Below are 20,331 nucleotides of genomic sequence, written 5' to 3' on the forward strand. Positions count from 1 at the left end.
CTGTACGCAGCAAGAAGCCGGTGTCGTCGAGCCGTATCCCTCTGCAGGAGATCCTCATGGACTACTTCGACCTCGGGACCTTGACCCGGCCCGTGTCGACCCGCTCGCCCGAAGCACAGTGCTGGTTCGACCGCGGGCTGGTGTGGAGTTACTCGTTCAACCACGAAGAGGCGGTCACCTGCTTCGAATCGGCGGCGGCCGCGGATCCCGACTGCGCCATGGCGTACTGGGGTGTCGCATACGCCCTGGGCCCCAACTACAACAAGCCTTGGGAGTTCTTCGACGACGTCGATCTGCGGCACACGGTGGAACGGACGCACGCCGCCGTCGAACGGGCTCACGCGCTGTGCGGCAGGGCCACGCCGATCGAGCGCGCGCTCATCGAGGCCCTGCGCGAGCGCTATCCCGCCTCGCGCGCCGTCAAGGACTGCTCCGTCTGGAACGAGCCGTACGCCGAGGCCATGCGTGGCGTGTACGAACTCGCGCCCGACGACCCAGATGTCGCCACGCTCTACGCGGACGCGCTGATGAACCTCACCCCGTGGCAGCTGTGGGACCTGCGCACGGGCGAGCCCGCCCCCGGTGCGCGCACGCTGGAGGCGAAGGCCGTCCTCGACCGCGCGTTGCTGACCGAGACCGGCGCCGGTCACCCGGGCATCCTGCACATGTACATCCATCTGATGGAGATGTCGCCGACGCCGGAGGAAGCCCTCACCGTGGCCGACCGGCTGCCGGGGCTGGTACCGGACGCGGGGCACCTGGAGCACATGCCCTCCCACCTCGACGTGCTGTGCGGGGACTACCGGCGGGTCGTGTCGGCCAACAGTGCCGCGATCAAGGCCGACGAGAAGTACCTGCGACGGGCCGGCGCGATGAACTTCTACACGCTGTACCGCTCGCACAACTATCACTTCAGGATCTACGGCGCGATGTTCCTCGGCCAGTCCAGGACGGCGCTGGAGACTGCCGCGCAGCTCGAGGCGTCCATCCCCGAGGATCTACGTGTGGAGAGCCCGCCCATGGCCGACTGGCTGGAGGGGTTCCTCGCCATGCGGGTGCACGTACTGATCCGGTTCGGCCGGTGGGAGGAGATCCTCACACTGCCGATGCCCTCCGACCCGCAGTTGTACTGCGTCACCACGGCGATGCTGCACTACGCGCGCGGCGTGGCGTACTCCGCGACCGGGGCGACCACCGAGGCCGAGACCGAACGAGAGCTGTTCCGCCGCGCGGTCGCACGGGTTCCCGAGACGCGGACGCTGTTCAACAACACCTGCCGGGACGTCCTGGTCATCGCCGCCGCCATGCTCGACGGCGAACTCGAGTACCGCAGGGGCGAGTACGACCTCGCGTTCGCCTCCCTGCAGCGCTCCATCGAACTCGACGACCATCTGCCCTATGACGAACCGTGGGGCTGGATGCAGCCGACCCGTCACGCCTACGGGGCGCTCCTGCTCGAACAGGGCCGAGTCGAGGAGGCCGAGGCCGTCTACCGGGCCGACCTCGGACTCGACGACACCCTGCCCAGGTCCTCACAACATCCCGGAAACGTCTGGGCACTCCACGGCTTCCACGAATGCCTCGTACGGCTCGGCAAGACGGGGGAAGCCCGCATCATCGCCCAGCAACTCACCATGACCACCGCGCTCGCGGACGTTCCCATCGAGGCGTCGTGCTTCTGCCGACTCGACACCGCGGGCCCGACGAGCCGCTGCTGCTCCGAACGTCAAGGTGGCAATGGCTCGGCGACAAGCCTCTTTCGGTGAGAGAGGGCCACGCTCCGACCGACCCGATGCGCGCCCGTCGGGCGGCAGTGTCACCGGACGCGGCAGCCCGTCAGTCGCCCGTGTCGTTCCCCAGCGCCACCACGAAATGCCCGAGGTCCTGACGGTGCGAACTGGCCTGCCACACCGCCCAGGTCCGACGCACCAGAGGGCTGCCTGCCAGGGGCTGCCACACGACGTTCTCGGGCAAGGGGTGGAACCAGTGCGGCGGGGCCAGGGCGAAGGCTGTCCCGTCGCTCACCGCCGCCAGCTTCACTTCGGCGAGCAGCGTCTGCCCTCCCACGGCGGAGGCCTCGATGTCGATGCCGTGTCCGCGCAGTACGGCGGTGACCTCGTCGTACCAGACGGGGCTTCCCAAGCGGGGGAAGCCGACCCAGTGGAGCCCGGCGAGGGATTCGAGCCGTACACCTTCCGGGCCGGACAGTTCGGCGGCCCGCTCGGCAGCGAGCAGCACGCCCAGCCGCTCCTCCATGACCCTGATCGCGTCCAGGTCACCCCCGGACGGGCGCTCGCGCAGCAGGCCGATGTCGAGTTCCCCGGTGCGCAGGGCCACCACCTGGTCCGCGGTGGACTGGGCATGGCGCTCGAGGGCCTCACCGCGGCCGACCTCGCGTACGGAAGCGGGGACGGGGCGTGACCGCCGCCGACCGCTGGATCGGTGCACTGCGCGATTCGTCCAAGCGGCTGGGGCACGCTGTCGCGGACCTGCCGCCCGACCGTCTCGGCGAGGCCTCGTTCGCCGAGGGCTGGACCATCGGCCAGGTGCTGTCCCACCTGGGCAGCGGCGCGGAGATCTCCACCGCGCTCGTGCGACGGGGCCTCAAGGGCGACGAACGGGGCCCAATCCGCGAGGAGCTGCTGCCGGTGTGGGAGCGCTGGGACGCGATGTCCCCCGTCGAACAGCGCGCCGCGTGGCGGGAGGCCGACGAACGCCATCTGGCGCTTCTGGACTCGGTCGACCCCGGGCAGCACACATCCCTGCGCGTCCCGTACTTCGCCGGCCTGCTCGATCTGGCGTCATACGCCGGCTAACGGCTGTCCGAGCAGGCCGTACATGCCTGGGACGTCATGGTCGCGCTGGACGAGCGGGCGGTGCTCGCCACAGCCGACGTGGCGCTGCTCTGGGAGCGGATCGATCTGGTGGCCACCCGCTTCCGCAACGCCGACGCCCTGGCCCGCCTCGCACCGCAGCGCGTCCAGGTGCAGCTCACCGACCCCCGGCAAACGCTGCTCCTCGGCATCGACACCGAAGTCCACCTCTACCCGACCCCTCCCACCGACCCCACCGCCCTCCTGACCGGCCCCGCGGAGTCGGCACTGCGGCTCGTCCACGGCCGCAACCGCCCTCAGGACCCCCTGACCGCCACCGGCTCGATCACCCGCGGCGACCTGCGGACGCTCTTCCCCGGTTTCTGACCGGCCTCCGACGCCTCCGATCTGCCGCAGCCGTCACCGCCCACAGCGGAGCTTGCGATCCGCCACGCCCCGCCGGCCGTGAGCCGAGCGGATCGTCACGTCCCGAGGAACGATGGCATCATGAACACTTCACCCGAAATCACCCCAGAAGCCACCGTGAGAGACACCGCAGAAGACACCGCGGAAGACACCTACGACGTGATCGTGCTCGGGGCCGGCCCGGTCGGCCAGAACGCCGCCGACCATGCCCGCGCGGCCGGGCTGACCGTCGCCGTGGTCGAGCGTGAACTGGTCGGCGGGGAATGCTCGTACTGGGCCTGCGTGCCCAGCAAGGCACTGCTGCGGCCGGTCATCGCCGTCTCGGACGCGCGCCGGGTCGACGGTGCCCGCCAGGCGGTCACCGGACGGCTCGACACGGCCAGGGTCTTCGCCCGACGCGATCACTACGTCACCGACTGGGACGATTCCGGGCAGGCCGACTGGGTCAAGTCCATCGGCGCCGACCTGTTCCGCGGGCAGGGCCGGATCGACGGACCGCGCCGGGTGACCGTCACCTCCTCCGACGGCGGGCGCCGCACCCTCGACGCCCGGCACGCGGTCGCCATCGCCACCGGCAGCCGCCCCGTACTTCCCGACGTACCAGGCATCGAGGAAGCCCGCCCCTGGACCAACCGCGAGGGCACCGACTCCAGCCATGTGCCCGGCCGGCTCGCCATCGTCGGCGGCGGCGGAGTGGGCGTGGAAATGGCCACCCTGTGGCAGGGCCTCGGCGCCCAGGTCACCCTGCTGGCCCGCCGCGCGCTGCTGCCCCGGATGGAGCCCTTCGTCGGCGACGTGGTCACCCAGGGGCTCACCGAGGCAGGCGCGGACGTGCGCATCGGCGTCTCGGTGACCGGGCTGAGCCGCCCCGACCCGGCGGGCCCCGTCACTCTGAGCCTCGACGACGGGAGCCGGATGGACGCCGATGAGGTCATGTTCGCCACCGGTCGGGCGCCGCGCACCGACGACATCGGCCTGGAGACCGTGGGCCTGACCCCCGGATCCTGGCTCGATGTCGACGAGACCTGTCTGGTCCGAGGAATGGAGGGCACCTGGCTCTACGCCCTCGGTGACGTCAACCACCGCGCTCTGCTCACCCACCAGGGCAAGTACCAGGCGCGGACGGCGGGCGACGCGATCGGCGCCCGCGCCAAGGGGCTGCCGCTCGACAACGGACCCTGGGGCGACCACGCCACCACCGCCGACCAGCACGCCGTGCCACAGGTCTTCTTCTCCGACCCCGAGGCCGCTGCCGTGGGCCTGTCCGCCGAACAGGCCACCAGGGCCGGCCACCGCATCTCCGTGGTCGACGTGGACTTCGCCCAGGTCCAGGGGGCGAACCTGTACGCCGACGGCTACCAGGGCCAGGCCCGCATGGTCGTCGACCTCGACCGCCAGATCCTCCTCGGGGTGACCTTCGCCGGCCCCGGCGTCAGCGAACTGCTGCACTCCGCGACCGTGGCCGTCGCGGGCGAGATCCCCCTCAAGCGACTGCGGCACGCCGTCGCCTGCTTCCCCACCGTCAGCGAAATCTGGTTGTTCATGCTCAAGGCGTACAAGAGCCGGCCAGGGCGCTGACCGGGATCGTTCGAAGGGCAGGCGACGTGCTCAGCCGGTGACTCATGGAGTGTCCAGGGATCGGGCGAAGTCGGCGAGCGTGCGGAAGTCGTCCTCGCGCAGACCGATTCGCGGGTTGACGTGGTACAGAAGTCCAGGCCCGCGGTGGTGGGCGGTCACGTATGCCTGGTCCAGATCGCTCTGTTCGTCGTCCACCCAGGCGAAGGGACGGCCGTCGGCGTAGTCCACCAGGGGACCGGTCTTCCAGTGGACCCCGTCGGGCCGGTACTGGAACAGTGCGTCGCCGAAGTCGACGAAGGGGAGTTCGGGAAGGCCGAGCACCGGAGCGATCCACCGGTTGGCGTCGTCCATCCATGTGGTGGCCCAGCACAGCTCGTAGCCGAGTTGGAGCAGGGATCGCCCGTGCTCTGGGTTGAGCCAGACCCGCAGGGATCGCCGCCGGGCCGAGAGTCCTCTGTGTTCGTCAGGAGTTCCGCTGTCCAGGGGAACTCTGAGTGTGGTGTAGCCGTCGGGGCGCTTCTGCGCCTTGGCCGCATAGGGGTTGAGCGGCCCGTCCACGTCGAGGAACAGCAGTGGTCGGTTCACGATCTCCCCCGTCTTGCTCGACGTCGGCTGTGCCGTGGAAGCGTAGCCGCAGCGATCGTCTCGGCGTCGGGCTGGTCCGATGTGATGATCAGGGCGTGGTGGGCAGGTGCTGCTGGTCACGGCGTACTGGCGCATGAACCTGACGCTGCGCCGGCTTGCCCCGCTGAGCATGCCGCAGACACGGGGCTCGGCGCGGACGGTCACGGCCCCGTCGGGCTCGGTCCGGATCGGCCGGCGCCAACGGCCTGTCGTCGATGTCGACCCCGCTGCGCTCGATCCCGGGTGGTGGCTCGGGGTGAACGGCAGCCCGCCACCGCAGCATCTCTCCCCCGCTCGCTCGCCATGCGAATGCCGAAGGCCGCTCGTGTCCACGGGCGGGGTCCGGGTCACGAAAGTCTTTCGTAACCGAGGCATTTCCCCTCCTTGTCCCGGGCGTGAAGGACATGTCAGTGTCCCGATCCAGCAGGCAGGCCGCCCAGGCGGGAAACCCGAAAGCCTTTCGTAATGCTTTCCGATCTGCCTGACGCACCCACGGCGTGCAGAGAGATGAGGCAGAACATGCGCGGATTCCGGAACATCAGAGCCAGGCGCGTCGTCGCGACCGCCGTCACCGTCGCGGTGGCCATAGGCCTCGCCGCGTGCGGGACTTCGGGGCCGTCCACGACGACGTCGGCGAAGGGTCTGACGATGTGGGCGCTGAACGACCAGACGATCCTGAAGGAGTCCGTCGACGCCTACAACAAGGACCATCCCGACGAGAAGATCACGCTGCGGCTGTACGCGAACGACGACTACAAGCAGAAGCTGCGGGTGGCCTTCGGCGCGAACCAGGCGCCGGACCTCTTCTTCAACTGGGGCGGCGGCGCGCTGGACGACTACGTCAAGGCGGGCAAGGTCGACGCGCTGACGGCGGCGCAGGTGAAGACGGACCGGTTCACGCCGAGCGTGATGCAGAGCGCCACGTTCGACGGCAAGGTCTACGGCGTACCCGCCAACGGCCTCGCCCCGGTCGTCCTCTACTACAACAAGAAGGTGCTCAAAAGCGCGGGCGTGGAGCCGCCGAAGACGTACGACGAGCTGATGACGGCCGTGGGGAAGCTGAAGGTCGACGGAGTGATTCCACTGTCCCTCGCGGCGAACTCCAAGTGGCCCACGCTGATGTACCTGGAGTACCTGCTCGACCGCACGGGCGGGGCCCGGGCGTTCTCGAAGATCGCTTCCGGTGACGCCACGGCGTGGACGGATCCGACGGTCACCAAGGCCAATCAGTACCTCCAGGACCTGGCCAAGGCCGGCGCGTTCGGGAACAACGCCTCCTCCGTGAACTACGACCAGGGCGCCTCCACGGCCCTGCTCTACACCGGCAAGGCCGGCATGGAGGTGATGGGCACCTGGGAGTACGCCAACCTCGTCAAGGCCGCACCTGACTTCGTCAAGAAGGACCTGGGCTATGTCGCCTTCCCGGCGCTGACCGGCGGCGCGGGCAACGCGAAGAGCATCGTCGGCAACCCCTCGAACTTCCTGTCGCTGAACGCGTCGAGCGGGCACAAGTCCGCGGCCATCACGTACCTGAAGAAGTACGTCCTCGACGACTCCCAGGTCGACGCCTACCTCGCGGCGGGCAGCGTGCCGCCGGTCAACGGCCTGGAGTCGAAGCTGGCGGCGACGAAGTCGCCCGACAAGGCGTGGCTGACGTTCGTCTACGACCTGGTGCAGAACGCCCCGAGCTTCCAGCTCTCCTGGGACCAGGCCCTGCCCTCGGACCAGGCCGACCCGCTCCTGACCAACGTCGACAAATCGTTCCTGCGGCAGATCGAGCCCGAGCAGTTCGGCGCGAACATGAGCAAGGCGGGCTCGTAGTGGCCACCACGCTCCGCACCCCTCGTACGACCCGTACGACCCGTACGACCGGCCGTGACGGGCGCCGCTTCAGTGGCGCTCTGATGGCGGCCCCCGCCCTGCTCCTCTTCGGTCTGTTCGGTCTGGTCCCCCTCGTGGGCGTGGTGGCGCTCGGCTTCGCCCGCTGGGACGGCCTGGGCTCCATCGGCTGGGCCGGCGCCGCCAACTGGAGTTCCGTCCTGACCGACGGCGCAACCTGGCAGGCTCTGTGGCTCACCGTCAAGGTGATGGTGATCAGCTGGCTGGTCCAGACGCCCCTCGCGCTCGCGCTCGGTGTCTTCCAGTCCCCGAACGGACGCCTGCGCTCGCTGTTCGCGGTGCTCTGGTTCCTGCCCCTGCTGCTGTCGGCAGTGGCGATCGGACTGACCTGGCAGGCCCTGCTCGACCCGTCGTTCGGCATCGGTGCCACGCCCGGGCTGCACTGGCTGGCGAGGCCGCTGCTCGGCTCGCCGGACCTCGCGCTGTATACGGTGATCTTCGTGATCGCCTGGCAGTTCGTGCCGTTCCACGCACTGCTCTACCAGGCCGGGACACGCCAGATCCCGACCGCGCTGTACGAGGCCGCCGCGATCGACGGCGCCGGTCCCGCGACCCGGTTCCTGCGCATCACGCTGCCGCAGCTGAAGTACACGATGGTCACCTCCAGCACGCTGATGCTGGTGGGCTCGCTGACGTACTTCGACCTGATCTTCGTGCTGTCCGGCGGCACCGGCGGTCCCGGCACCGCTACCCGCGTGCTGCCGCTGGCCATGTACATCACGGGTTTCCAGGCGCACGACATGGGCCGGGCCAGCGCGGTCGCCACCCTCCTGGTGGCGTTCGGCCTCGGTCTGTCGCTGCTGACCACACGCCTGTCCGGGTTCACCCGGATGGACAGCCAACAGGAGGGCCTGTGAGCACCACCCTGACACCGACCGAGACAGGTGTCGGCAAGGACAACAGGGCAGACACCGCCGGGCGTTCGGCCCCGGCGCGACGGGCTCCTCGGCCGCACCTGGTGGCCAAGACCCTGCGCCGTGCGCTGACCGGCGGCGCCGCGCTGCTGTGGACGGCGCTGGTCGTCGTGCCGATCTACTGGCTCGTCGTGACCAGTCTGCGCAGCGGTACGGACTTCACCACCGCGAGTCCGCTGGCCCCACCCGGCCACCCCACCCTGGCGAACTACCGAACCGTCCTGCACGGCGACTTCGCGACCTATCTGCTCAACAGCGCCGTCGTCACCGTGGCGACGGTCGTGTTCACCGTGGTCGCCGCCCTGATGGCCGCGTTCGCGATCGTCCGCAACTCCGGCAGCCGCTGGTCGCGTATGACGTTCCGGCTGTTTCTGCTGGGCCTGGCGATCCCGTTGCAGGCGGTCATCATCCCGGTGTACCTGCTGATCATCCGGATGCAGCTGTACGACAGCCTGGCGGCGATCGTGCTGCCGTCGGTGGCGTTCGCGCTGCCCATCACCGTGATGATCCTGGTGAGCTTCCTGCGGGACGTGCCCCGTTCTCTGTTCGAGGCGATGGTCGTCGACGGCGCGGGCGACTGGCGGATGCTGGTGTCGCTCGCGGCACCGCTGGCCCGCCCGGCGCTGGTGACGGTCGCCGTGTACGACGGCCTCCAGGTCTGGAACGGTTTCCTCTTCCCGCTGATCCTCACCCAGAGCGGCGACAAGGCGGTGCTGCCGCTCGCCCTGACGCTCTACCGGGGCCAGTTCGGCATCGACGTTCCGGCGACCATGGCCGCGGTGGTGCTCTCCACGCTGCCCATGCTGGTGGTGTTCGTGCTCGCCCGGCGCCGGCTCGTCGCCGGCCTCACCGCCGGATTCTCCAAGTAGCGGGCCCTCGCCCGCCTCCCCACCATCGTCTCAGCAACGCGTCCCGCGACGGCGGCCGGGTTGGCATGCCCGGCCGCCGCGACGCGTTCCCCGTACCACCCCGAGGAGTCGTGAATGACGACCACCATGCCGGACCACGGCGGCCTCCCGCACCCGGGAGACAGCAGCGGGCCCGACCGCCCCTGGACCGACCCCGCACTGCCGGTCGACGAGCGCGTCGAGACCCTGCTCACCCGGCTCACCCTGCCCGAGAAGGTCGCGCAGCTGAGCAGCACCTGGGAGGACATCGAGGCGGACGGTCCCGAAGTCGCTCCGGGCAGCAACCACTTCGGTCGGGTCGGCGACCTCGACGAGACCGCCCGGCACGGCCTGGGCCAGCTCACTCGCCCCTACGGCACACTCCCCCGGCCCGCCCTGGAACACGCCCGACTGCTGGCCGGGCGCCAGCGGCAGGTCATGGCGCAGAGCCGGTTCGGTATCCCGGCCATGGCCCACGACGAGTGCCTGACCGGCTTCACCGCCTACGGCGCCACGATCTACCCCACCTCTCTGGGCATGGCGGCCACCTTCGCCCCCGCGCTGATCCGCCGGGTCGGCGAGGCCATCGGCTCCGACATGGCGGAGGCCGGTGTCCACCAGGGGTTGGCCCCCGTCGTCGACGTGATCCGCGACTACCGCTGGGGCCGCTGCGAGGAGACCTTCGGCGAAGACCCGTATCTCGTCGGCGAGTTGGCCGAGGCGTATGTCCTGGGCGTGCAGAGCGCGGGGGTGGTCGCCACCCTCAAACACTTCGCCGGGTACTCGGCCTCCATGGGCGGCCGCAACCACGCGCCCGCGCAGCTCGGCCGCCGGGAGCTGTTCGACGTCATCCTGCCGCCCTTCGAACGGCTCGTCGCCGCGGGTGTGGGGTCGGTCATGAACTCGTACGCCGAGATCGACGGCGAGGCCCCCGCCGCGAGCGAGTGGCTGCTGACGTCCGTGCTCCGTGACCAGTGGGGTTTCGAGGGCACCGTCGTCTCCGACTACTGGTCGCTGCCGTTCCTGGTGAACGCGCACCGGGTGGCGGCCGACCTGCCCGCGGCCGGGGCGCTCGCCCTGCGGGCCGGGATGGACGTCGAACTGCCCGACCAGCGCGGCTTCGGCGAGGCACTGGTGAGCGCCGTGGAGAAGGGGCAGGTGGCCGAGAGCGCGGTCGACCGTGCGGTACGCCGGGTGCTGCGGCAGAAGATCGAGCTGGGGCTGCTCGACCCCGGCTGGGACCCGCGCCCGCCCGCCCTGCGCTACGGCGCACTCGACCTGGACAAGCCGGGACACCGTCAACTCGCCCACACGGTCGCCCAGTCGAGCGCCGTGCTGCTGACGAACGACGGAATCCTGCCTCTCCCCTCGGCCGGCCGGATCGCCCTGATCGGCCCGTGCGCCGACGACGTCCGCACCATGTTCGGCTGCTACAGCTTCCCCAACCACGTCCTCGCCGACCGCGACGATCTCGGCAACGGGGTGGAGGCGGTGTCCCTGCGGACCGCGCTGACCGCCGAACTACCGGATGTGGAATGGCAGTTCATCCAGGGCTGCCCGGTCCGTGACGAGGACCGGACCGGCATCCCGGCCGCCGTGGAGGCCTGCTCCAGCGCCGACGTGACCGTCCTGGTCGTCGGGGACAAGGCCGGCATGTTCGGCGTCGGCACCTCCGGCGAAGGCTGCGACGTCGAGGATCTGCGACTGCCCGGCGTACAGGAGGAGTTGGTGGAGGCGGTCCTCGCGACCAACAGGCCGGTCGTCCTGGTGGTCAGCAGTGGACGCCCCTACGCCGTCGGCCGGTTCATCGCCGACGCCGCGGCGATGGTGCAGGTCTTCCTGCCCGGCGAGGAGGGCGGCCGGGCGGTGGCCGAACTCCTCGCCGGCACGGCGAACTTCAGCGGAAAGCTGCCGGTACAGCTCCCCATGTCCCCCGGCGGCCAGCCCTACACCTACCTCCACCCGCCGCTGGGTGACCGGCAGAGCTGGCTGTCCAACCTCGATCCGACCCCCGCGTTCCCCTTCGGGCACGGGCTGTCGTACACCACCTTCGAGATCGACAGGTTGGCCGTCGACCGCGAACAGGTGCCCACGGACGGGCAGTTCACCGTCTCCGCGCGGGTACGGAACACAGGTGCCCTGCCCGGCGCCGAGACGGTCCAGCTGTACGCCGTCGACCCGGTCGCCCAGGTCACCCGGCCGGTACGCGCGCTGCTGGCCTTCGCCAAGATCCACCTCGACCCCGGCGAGCAGACCACCGTCCGCTTCTCCGTCCACACCGACAGGCTGGCCTTCACCGGCCTGGAAGGACACCGTGTCGTCGAGCCCGGTGAGATCCTGCTGTACGCGGGATCATCGAGCCTGGACACACCGGTGCGGGGAACGGTCCTCCTCGTCGGCGAGGAACGGGACGCGACGGTCGTACGCCACCACACCGTGCAGGTGACCGTCGAGCGGACGTAGCCGGACAGGCACGGCAGCGGCGGCACCGGTCTTGCCCCTGGGCATGCGGTCCCGTTAGCTTGCGGCGGAGGTTCTGACCAGGGATTCGATGCGTTTTCGGCGCATCGGTGTCGGCAATGGGGCGGGCATCGGGTGGCAGCTCAGGGCAAGGCTCATCTGGAGGCGCAGTACGGGCTGCTGACGGGCATCGCCGTCGAGGCGGGGGTGTCTCTCAGCACCGTGTCCAAGGTCGTACACCGGCGCCGTGACGTCGGTGCGGCGACCCGGGCCCGCGTGGAGGAGCTGCTGGCGCGCAACGGGTATGTCCGCCCGTGGGAGCGAGAGCCCGCCCGACCCCGGCAGATCATCGCGGTGTTCCGGGACATGTCCGGGCCCTACACACTGGAAGTCGCCCGCGGAATCGTGGACGCGGCCGGCGAACTCGGCATCAACGTGGTGACCGGGACGACGAGTCGGCGGCCCATCTCACGGTGGCTGGAGGAGTGCGTGGCGCTCGGTGCCGCCGGGCTGATCATCGTGATCTCGATGCTGGCCGAGGACGACCAGCGCCGTATCGTCGAGCAGCGCCTCCCGGTGGTGCTGATCGACCCGCTCAGCGCGCCGTCCCTGGACATCCCGAGCATCGGGGTGACCAACTGGAACGGGGCCAGGGACGCGATGCAGCACCTCCTCGGGCTCGGGCACACCCGGATCGGCATGGTCGCGGGCCGCTCGCACTCCCTGGCCGGGGCGGCTCGCCTGCACGGATACCGGGCGGCCCTGGAGGAAGCCGGGATCGTCTACGACCCCTCGATCGTCCGCTCCACCGACTTCGACTACGACGAGGCGCTGACGGCCAGCCTCCAGATCCTCCGCTCCGACGAGCCGCCCACGGCCGTCTTCGCGGCCAGCGACGCGCAGGCCCTCGGCGTGCTGGAGGCCGCCCGCCAAGAGGGGTTCGGCGTACCGGACGATCTGGCCGTCATGTCCTTCGACGACACCTTGGTCGCGGCCATGGCCTGTCCGCCCCTGAGCGCGGTGCGCCAGCCGTTCGAGGAACTGGGACATGAGGCGACTCGGGTCCTCATGCAGCTCGCCGAGGGCCGGCCGCCCGTGTCCCCGCGGATCGAGCTGGCGACGGAGCTGGTGCTGCGGACGTCGACGTCCGTTCCCCGGCACGCGGACAGGTCCCGCTGACAGCCGGTTCGGGCGAGGTGCGGCACGCACCCCGCCCGAACCGGCTATCCCCGGCTCCACCTCTGGGTGGCGTTGCCGAGGGCCGTCCAGAGTTCCACGGGCGACCCGTTGGCCGTCGCCCAGTTGGTGACGTCTATCGCGAGACCGTTGGAGCGGTTGACGACGGAACCGTCCAGACGCAGCCACCACTTCTGACCGGACTTCCCGTTGCAAGCCCAGAGGATGAGCTTCGTGCCCGCGGTGGTGCCGTCACCGTTCGCGGCGAGGCACTTGCCGGAGACGCGGAGTTCGCCGGCCGCGGTCTGGGTGATGGTCTGGTTGGCGTTGCCCGAGCAGTCGTAGATCTGGACCTGGACGCCCGTCTGGCCGTTCGGGACATCGAGGCAGCGGCCGGAGTAGCTGCCCTTCAGTGTGAAGGACGCATCGGTCGGCAGGGGATCCTGGACCAGCTGCCAGTCCTGTGAGCCGTCGTCGGTCGACGCCGCCACGGTGACGGAACCGCCCGCGGTCGCTCCGCTCATGTACAGGCTGGTGTTCTTGACCGAGCGGAGCCTGTAGTACCCGCTGGTCGACGAGGAGACCAGGGTCCACTGCTTGTCGGTGGCTCCGTCGTCGACCCACTGGGCCAGCCTCTGCCCGGCCGTCGCGCTGCCGGTCCAGATGGCGACCGAGCGGCCGCCGGTCTTGTTGAGCAGGGTCACGTCGGCGCCCTTGGCCGTGAGATGCCAGCGCTGCGAGTCGTCCGTGGCACTCCGGGCCTTGAGGACCAGGTCGGGGACGTTTCCGGTGAGGTTCGCGTCCTGCGTCTTCCCGGTGTCGGGGCTGAGGACTTGACCGGTCAGGCGGTTGACGAGGGTGTCGTAGGTACCGTCGGACCGGCCGAGGTCGACCTCGGCATAGCGCACGGGCCCGACGCTTCCGCCGCTCCAGGACGCCTGGAGGATCAGGACGCGTCCCGTGCCCTGGACGTACTGGAGATCGCGGCTGTACCCGGCGGCGATCGGTGTCTGGTACTCCTTCCAGGTCCCGTTGCTGAGACCGGACTCGTTCACCCAGACGTTGCCGCTGCCCGACGCGTTGTAGACGATCCGTCCGTCCGGCATCGGGAGGAGCACCGGGCTGCCGCCCGTGGACAGCGCGTGCCCGCCGGTGGGCACGGGCAGGTTGGTGATCGGAGCGTCGGCGGCTGCGTAGAACTTCAGGGGATCGTCCGCGAGCCTGTATCGGACGTTCGTTCCGCCGCCCCAGTACTCGTAGGTGAGGAGCCATTTGCCGTCGGTGGTGGGGGCGATCGTCGTCATGCCCGGACGGCCGCCGCCGATCTCCGTCTTGCCGTTGCCCCGGTCCACGGTGGAACCCGGGACGTCGACAACCGGTCCGCTCCAGGATGTGCTGCTGCCGTCCCAGGTTCTGTGCACGAGGACCTGGCCGCCCGAATCCGGCGCGGTGTCGTTGTCCGGGTCGAGGACCGGCACGCCCGTGCCGGCGTCGTAGCCGAGGTAGTCGTTCTCGTCCGAGTAGTAGGCGACGAGTTGGCCGTTCCGGGCGACGAGGTGCGGCTCCCAGACCGGGTCGACCTGCGCATGGGTGTTGGCGGTCGAGACGCGCCCGAGGCTCCCCGCGCTGCCGCCCTGCCAGCCGCCGGTGGCGATGATGTTGACGATGTTCCAGGTCGCGCCGTCGTCGGTGCTGGAGTACAGCGCGAGCGCCACGTCCTTCCGGTCGCCGTCACTGGACGGCGTCCAACCGGAATTGGCGGCCTTCTGCTCCTCGTAGTAATAGTCGTCGCCCGAGACCACGCTCGCGAGAAGCAGTGTGCCGGCGCTCAGGTTCCCGACATTCTGCGGGAGCACATAAAGATACGGGTTCGTCCAATTGCTCGTGTACTTCGTGTACTTGGCGTCACTCGACAGGTAGGCCGGTGCTTTGACATCGGCCAGCTTCTGCCACGTCGTCCCTTCGTCGTCACTCTTGTAGACCGGCATCGTCTGTCCCACCGGGGCGGTCTGATCGTTCTCGAACGCCGCCACGATCCGGCCGCTCGGAAGCTGGGCCGACTTCGGGTACAGAACGCAGGGGTTCTTGTTGCACGCGGCGGGGTTGTCCGCCACATACAAGTTCGACGGGCTCGGCTGATATGCCGACGCACTCACGGCGGAAGCGATGACGAACGCCAGGCCGACGCCGACGGCTGTCGCTGACGCGAGAGCCTTCCGTACCACATTCTGTATCAATGAAATTCCCCTGGAAGGATCGCCACGAAGTCCGCATCGGGAACTGCCAATTGACGGAGTGTGAGGCCGACAGCCCCGATTTCTCACGGATGCACATTCCGCTCAACGAGACGTGAGCCGGATGGAGACAGTATTGGGACACGACGCCGTCATGTCACCGGCACGTTTCCGAAAGTATTTCGCGAACCGACCGTCACCGGGTGTTGACGTGGCGGCAGCCGAAGGTCCGGGTCCGCGACACGGCTCCGTCCGACATGTGCCGGCGGGGCCTGGCGCACCGCCGCTCAGCGCCCCGCGCTCTGGCCCCCGTCGACGTGCAGGATCTCTCCGGTGACGAACGAGGCGCTCTCGAGGTACAGGATCGCGTCGACCACGTCGTCGATCTCGCCCACCCGGCCGAGCGGCTGCAACGCGGCGAGAGCCTCGTACTCCGCGGCCGGGTGCAGCGGGGTGCGGACGGTGCCGAGCGCGACGGTGTTGACCCGGATGCCGCGGGACGCGTACTCGATCGCCAGCGCCTTGGTGACCCCGTTCAGCCCGCCTTTGGTCAGCGAAGCGAGCGCTGCGGGCACCCGTGAGTCCGCGTGGTCGACCAAGGTGGTCGAGATGTTCACCAGGTGTCCCCCACCGGCCCCGGAGAGCATGGCGGCGACGGCGCTGCGGGAGACCTCGAAGAAGCCGCGCAGGTTCACCCCGGCCACGGCGTCGTAGTCCTCGTCGGTGTATTCGGTGAACGGCTTGGCGATGAAGATTCCGGCGTTGTTGATCAGCGTGTCGATCCGGCCGAACCGCTCCAGAGCGGCGTCGACGATGCGAGCGCCGACGCCCGGCTCGGCCACATCGGCCCGCACAGCAAGTGCCTCGGGGTCACTGAAGTCGCCGATGGAGCGGGAGACCGCCACGACCCCGTAGCCGAGTTCGCGGTAGGCGGTGACAAGGGCGGCGCCGATGCCCTGCGAAGCGCCGGTGACAAGGGCGACCTTCTGCACGTTGTTCACGATGCGAGGAGCACCTTCTTCCGTCTCGGCGGCGAGTCCTGCCGCGTCCGGGACGGCCGGTGCATCAGTGCATGCGGTTCGGCCGTTTGCGGCCGAGGGTGACAAGTCCCGCACCCGCGATGAGCATGCCACCGGCGGCGCCGGCGAGGCCGAGCGTGGGGAAGCCCGTTCTGGCCATGGACGGCGTGTCGGGGGCCTGTGCGCGGGCGGCGTCGAGGATGAGGTCGGTGATGGCGTCGGGGTGAGAGATCATCCCGACGTGCGAGGAGTCGATCTCGATGACGTGGGAAGCGGCTCGCCTGGCTTCGAAGCGCTCCACGTCGGGCGCTATGGCCTTGTCGTGGGTGGCGACGGTTGCCCAGGACGGGATGGTCCTCCACGCGGCGGAAGTCGCCTTCTCGTTGAAGGCCGAGGCAGCGATCGGACGTTGGGTCGCGGCCATCACCGAGGTCGCCTTCCGGGGCAGGTCCGCGGCGAAGACCGCGTGGAACTTGTCAGGAGCGACATAGAGATCCGTGCCGGTGGTGCCGTCCGTGTTCCGGAAGGGCACCTTCTTGAGGGCGGGGTTGAGCTCGCTGCCGGGGAACCTGGCGGCCAGTTGGCCGAGGACTTCTCCCTTGTCGGGCATGAGGGCGGAGACGTAGACGAGCGCTTTGACGTTGGGGTTGCCCGTCGCTGCCTGGCTGATCACCGCGCCGCCGTAGGAATGGCCGACGAGGACGATGGGGCCTTGGATGCTGCGCAGGACGCCGGCGACGGACGCGGAGTCGGTGGCCAGACCGCGCAGCGGATTGGCGGCGGCGACCACACGGTAGCCGTCCTTCTGCAGACGCTCGACGACCGCGTTCCAACTGGAGGCGTCGGCGAACGCGCCATGCACCAGCACCACGGTCGGTTTGCCGTCGGCAGAGCGGACGTCGCTGCTGGAGCCTGCGGGCCGGCCGACCGCGACAGCGGCCGGGGAGGCGGCTAACGTCGCCGCGCTCAGCAGCACGGCGGCGGTTCCGCGTATTCGACGTCGAGGCCGCGACGCAGGGAGGGACGACGTCATAGCTGCTCTCCTTCGCAGGACGGCGGGATGTACGCCAGCCTGCCCCGGCTGCGCCGAACGCGCGTTCTTGGAAAAGCAGACGAGTGAATTGCCTGGCCCACTCGGGTGCCGTCGGTGACTCGGCGACTCGGCGTCGTACGGGCAGGCGCTGATCGTCGGCGTGTAGGACACGGCGTCCAGATCCTCGGTGTCCTGGTCCACGACGGACACCATCCCGTCCATGCCGTCGGTGACGACCCCGTACGGTCATGGCGCGTGCGAGCTCCCGTAAATCGTGACTCATATCACTAATAACCGTATTCTCGTGCATAACAGGTCATTTTCGACGAATGGACTGTCGAAGACGCGAGTGAGGCGAAGCGTGGTTCTGACCGGCGCGGAAACGATGCCGACGGGGCGCGCGACAGGCGGCACAGGGCCTGCCCGTTCCCGTGAGCGGTTTCTTCAGGGTGAGCCGGTCGAGGCAGGCGTGCGCACATCGATCATGAATTCGTGGCAGCGCAGCCGCTCCCTCGGCCTCTCGCCGGACCAGGCCGACCTCCCCTTCAGCGAGGATTTCGACCGGGACGCTCGAATCGTCCGCGCGGCCGTCCCCGTCCTCGACCGGCTGCAGGCCATGTTCGCCGGCAGCAAGATGAACATCTCCGTCGCCGATGCGAGCGGTACGGTCCTTCTGCGCCGTTTCGGAGAGGCGTCGCTGGCCAGGAGTCTTCCGGCGTTTCAGCGCGTTCCGGGATTCGTGTTCGCCGAGCGGGTCGCGGGTACCAACGGCATCGGTCTCGCACTGGCGGAGCGGCAACTCATCCGGGTTCACGGTGCCGAGCACTTCGCCGAGCGCTCCCAGCGAAGCGCCTGCCGCGCGCTTCCCGTCCGCGATCCGCTCAGCGGTCGTATCGAGGGCGTCCTGTGCTTCGGCTATCCGAGCAGCACCGAAGACTCCGCGTTGGCGACCACGATACGCAAGGCGGCCCAGGCCATCGAGCGGCGGCTGCTGGGGCAGAGCTCCGCGCGTGAGCGCGCTCTGTTGCGGGCGTACCTGGACACCGGAGCCGAAGCCTCCGTCGCCCTGCACCACACCATCGGCGTCGACGAACTGGCCCTCGAGCTGCACCCCCGCGACCGGGCCGTCCTCACGGAGAAAGCCGCCGAGCTGATCTCGCGCGGGCAGCGGGCCGCCTTCGTCGTGTCCCTGCTCGACGGCCGTCGGGTCACTCTCGTGAGCCGTCCGATGAGGAGTGGCTCAGGGGTGGAGGGCGTTGCCATCGAGGCCGTCCTCCCCGGCCCCTCACCGCGAGAGCCCCTCGCCGTTGCGACCCGGGTCGACGTACCGCCGGGCTTCTCCGGCCGGCTCGCCGTGGCCACTGCCGTCCGGCCCCGGTTCGTTCCGGCCACGGCGGCCCCCGGGCGTCTGTCCGTCGCCGCGTTGTCCAGGCACCTTCCCGACACCGCCTACGGCCCGTTCGGCACCGTCGGCAGGGGTGGCGCGGCGGACGATCACCCCGACTCCCCGCCCCAGTCAAGGGGGCTCGTGATGGTGGGGGAACCGCGCGTGGGGACGTACGCCCTGGCCGCGCGCCGCCGCCTCGAACTGCTGTCCGAGGCCAGCGCCCGGATCGGCACCACCCTGGACGTGCGCCGTACCGCCCAGGAACTCGCCGAGACGGCGGTGCCACGACTGGCCGACTTCGTCACCATCGACCTGCCCGAGGCAGTACTGCGCGGCGAGGAGTCCGCCGACCCCCGCACCGACCTGCACCGCACGGTGGTGCACGGCATCCGCGACGACCTTCCCTTCAGCCCGGTCGGCAAGCAGGTCGACTTCGGTCCGACCACGCCCCAGATGCGCTGTCTGACCAGCGGGAAGGCAGTGCTGGAACCGGATCTGAAGGCCGCTGCGGGCTGGCTCGCCCAGGACCCCGAACACACCGAACGGCTGCTCACCCAGGTCCACTCGCTCATCGCGGTCCCCCTGGTCGCCCGCGGCGTGATCCTGGGCATCGCCAGCTTCTACCGTGCGCAGGACCCCGCCCCCTTCAGTGACGACGACCGCTCGATGGGCCTGGAGCTCGCCAACCGCGCCGCCCTGTCCATCGACAACGCCCGGCGCTACACGCGCGAGCGCACCATGGTCCTGACCCTCCAGCGCAGCCTGCTGCCGCACGATCTGCCCGACCAGGACGCCGTCGAGATCGCTCATCGCTATCTGCCCGCCGAATCCGACGTGGGCGGAGACTGGTACGACGTCATCCCCCTCTCCGGCACCCGTATCGGCCTCTTCGTCGGGGACGTCGTCGGCCACGGCATGCTCTCCGCCGCCACCATGGGCCAGCTGCGCACCGCCGCGCGCAGCTTCGCCGAACTCGACTTCCCCCCGGACGAAGTCCTCACCCACCTCGACAACCTCGTGGGACGCCTGGACCGGGAGGAACCCGCCGCCGCCGGTGTCGGTGTCATCGGTGCGACCTGCCTGTACGCCATCTACGACCCGACCTCGCAGCAGTGCACCATGGCCCGGGCCGGCCACCCTCCACCCGCGCTGGTGCGACCCGACGGCACGGTGTCGTTCCCCGACCTGCCCGCCGGGCCCCCTCTCGGCCTCGGAGGCCTGCCCTTCGAAGCCGCCGAGATCCACCTCCCCGAGGGCAGCCGACTGCTCCTCTACACGGACGGACTCATCGAGGACCGGCACCGGGACGTCGACGTGGTCCTCGATCAGCTGCGCGGCGCCCTCGCCCACCCCGAGCACACACCGGAGCAGACCTGTCAGGCGGTCCTGGAAACCGTCGCGCCCGCCCACCCCTGCGACGACATCGCGCTGCTCGTCGCCCGGACCCACGCCCTGGACCCGCACCGGATCGCCGCCTGGGACCTGCCCGCCGATCCGGCCCGGGTCAGTGAAGTCCGCGCCGCCGCCCTGCGGCAATTGGCCGACTGGGGACTCGACGAGGCCGCGTTCGCCGCCGAGCTGATGCTCAGCGAGCTGGTGACCAATGCCATCCGGCACGGTGCCGGGCCCATCCGGGTACGGCTGCTCCACGGCCGCACCCTGATCTGCGAGGTTTCCGACGCCAGCAACACCGCCCCGCACCTGCGCCGGGCGGCCAGCACCGACGAGGGCGGCCGTGGCCTGTTCCTCGTGGCCCAACTGGCACAGAGCTGGGGTACGCGCTATCTGCCCGAGGGCAAGGTCATCTGGGCCGAATGCGGGCTCGACGGCGCCTGAAGGAGTGCCTGCGCAGTCCAGCGGACACGCCCGTCGAACAGGGGA

15 protein-coding genes are annotated in these 20,331 nt (G+C 69.8%); 10 read left to right on the forward strand and 5 right to left on the reverse strand.

Annotated features, from left to right (window positions below; translation table 11 throughout):
• The first annotated feature begins 56 nt into the window (after nt 1-56).
• Nucleotides 57-1,766: a hypothetical protein gene (locus ACFVWD_RS23430; RefSeq protein ID WP_389598647.1), complete on the forward strand. Its 1,710-nt coding sequence runs from the start codon at nt 57-59 to the stop codon at nt 1,764-1,766.
• A gap of 70 nt (nt 1,767-1,836) precedes the next feature.
• Here the strand turns inward: ACFVWD_RS23430 and ACFVWD_RS23435 are convergent, their stop codons facing one another.
• Nucleotides 1,837-2,448, reverse strand: a complete 612-nt coding sequence (locus ACFVWD_RS23435; protein ID WP_389598649.1) for a LysR family substrate-binding domain-containing protein — start codon at nt 2,446-2,448, stop codon at nt 1,837-1,839.
• On the opposite strand from ACFVWD_RS23435, the gene ACFVWD_RS23440 reads away from it, so the two are divergent.
• The 3 genes from ACFVWD_RS23440 to ACFVWD_RS23450 all read left to right on the forward strand — a co-directional run bounded on the left by ACFVWD_RS23440 (nt 2,418) and on the right by ACFVWD_RS23450 (nt 4,817).
• On the forward strand, nt 2,418-2,816 hold the full coding sequence (locus ACFVWD_RS23440) for a maleylpyruvate isomerase N-terminal domain-containing protein (RefSeq protein WP_389598651.1): 399 nt from the start codon (nt 2,418-2,420) through the stop codon (nt 2,814-2,816). The genes ACFVWD_RS23435 and ACFVWD_RS23440 overlap by 31 nt on opposite strands.
• 36 nt (nt 2,817-2,852) lie before the next feature.
• On the forward strand, nt 2,853-3,200 hold the full coding sequence (locus tag ACFVWD_RS23445; RefSeq protein ID WP_389598653.1) for a hypothetical protein: 348 nt from the start codon (nt 2,853-2,855) through the stop codon (nt 3,198-3,200).
• 156 nt (nt 3,201-3,356) lie between these two features.
• The gene (locus ACFVWD_RS23450) at nt 3,357-4,817 is read left to right on the forward strand and encodes a dihydrolipoyl dehydrogenase family protein (RefSeq protein ID WP_389598655.1); all 1,461 of its coding nucleotides are present in this window, start codon (nt 3,357-3,359) and stop codon (nt 4,815-4,817) included.
• A gap of 42 nt (nt 4,818-4,859) precedes the next feature.
• On the opposite strand, the gene ACFVWD_RS23455 is transcribed toward ACFVWD_RS23450, so the two are convergent.
• A complete protein-coding gene (locus tag ACFVWD_RS23455) occupies nt 4,860-5,402 on the reverse strand; it encodes a hypothetical protein (protein WP_389598657.1) in 543 nt (180 codons plus the stop codon).
• Nucleotides 5,403-5,960: 558 nt separating this feature from the next.
• On the opposite strand from ACFVWD_RS23455, the gene ACFVWD_RS23460 reads away from it, so the two are divergent.
• From ACFVWD_RS23460 to ACFVWD_RS23480, 5 genes are all read left to right on the forward strand, one after another.
• A complete protein-coding gene (locus ACFVWD_RS23460) occupies nt 5,961-7,262 on the forward strand; it encodes an extracellular solute-binding protein (protein ID WP_389598659.1) in 1,302 nt (433 codons plus the stop codon).
• Nucleotides 7,263-7,345: 83 nt separating this feature from the next.
• Nucleotides 7,346-8,197 carry a carbohydrate ABC transporter permease gene (locus ACFVWD_RS23465; RefSeq protein WP_389598717.1) on the forward strand — a complete coding sequence of 284 codons (852 nt, stop codon included), beginning with the start codon at nt 7,346-7,348 and terminating at the stop codon, nt 8,195-8,197.
• Nucleotides 8,194-9,123, forward strand: coding sequence for a carbohydrate ABC transporter permease (locus ACFVWD_RS23470; protein WP_389598661.1), 930 nt, complete (start codon nt 8,194-8,196; stop codon nt 9,121-9,123). The genes ACFVWD_RS23465 and ACFVWD_RS23470 overlap by 4 nt, the downstream gene beginning before the upstream one ends.
• Before the next feature lie 114 nt (nt 9,124-9,237).
• A complete protein-coding gene (locus ACFVWD_RS23475; RefSeq protein WP_389598663.1) occupies nt 9,238-11,604 on the forward strand; it encodes a glycoside hydrolase family 3 N-terminal domain-containing protein in 2,367 nt (788 codons plus the stop codon).
• Nucleotides 11,605-11,736: 132 nt separating this feature from the next.
• A complete protein-coding gene (locus tag ACFVWD_RS23480; protein ID WP_385372699.1) occupies nt 11,737-12,780 on the forward strand; it encodes a LacI family DNA-binding transcriptional regulator in 1,044 nt (347 codons plus the stop codon).
• 44 nt (nt 12,781-12,824) lie between these two features.
• Here ACFVWD_RS23480 and ACFVWD_RS23485 read toward each other — a convergent pair whose 3' ends face one another.
• The 3 genes from ACFVWD_RS23485 to ACFVWD_RS23495 form a co-directional block, all read right to left on the reverse strand.
• Entirely contained in the window at nt 12,825-15,002 is a 2,178-nt protein-coding gene (locus ACFVWD_RS23485) for an RICIN domain-containing protein (protein WP_389598719.1), read from the reverse strand.
• Nucleotides 15,003-15,298: 296 nt separating this feature from the next.
• Entirely contained in the window at nt 15,299-16,015 is a 717-nt protein-coding gene (locus ACFVWD_RS23490) for an SDR family NAD(P)-dependent oxidoreductase (RefSeq protein ID WP_389598721.1), read from the reverse strand.
• A 61-nt stretch (nt 16,016-16,076) separates the two neighbouring features.
• Nucleotides 16,077-17,063 (reverse strand): alpha/beta fold hydrolase, encoded by a 987-nt coding sequence (locus tag ACFVWD_RS23495; protein ID WP_389598665.1) that lies wholly within the window; start codon nt 17,061-17,063, stop codon nt 16,077-16,079.
• Nucleotides 17,064-17,448: 385 nt separating this feature from the next.
• Here ACFVWD_RS23495 and ACFVWD_RS23500 point away from each other — a divergent pair, with 385 nt between their 5' ends.
• Nucleotides 17,449-20,286 carry a SpoIIE family protein phosphatase gene (locus tag ACFVWD_RS23500; RefSeq protein ID WP_389598722.1) on the forward strand — a complete coding sequence of 946 codons (2,838 nt, stop codon included), beginning with the start codon at nt 17,449-17,451 and terminating at the stop codon, nt 20,284-20,286.
• The last annotated feature ends 45 nt before the right edge of the window (nt 20,287-20,331 follow it).

It is taken from the genome of Streptomyces sp. NPDC058086, from assembly GCF_042885015.1.
GTDB lineage: Bacteria > Actinomycetota > Actinomycetes > Streptomycetales > Streptomycetaceae > Streptomyces.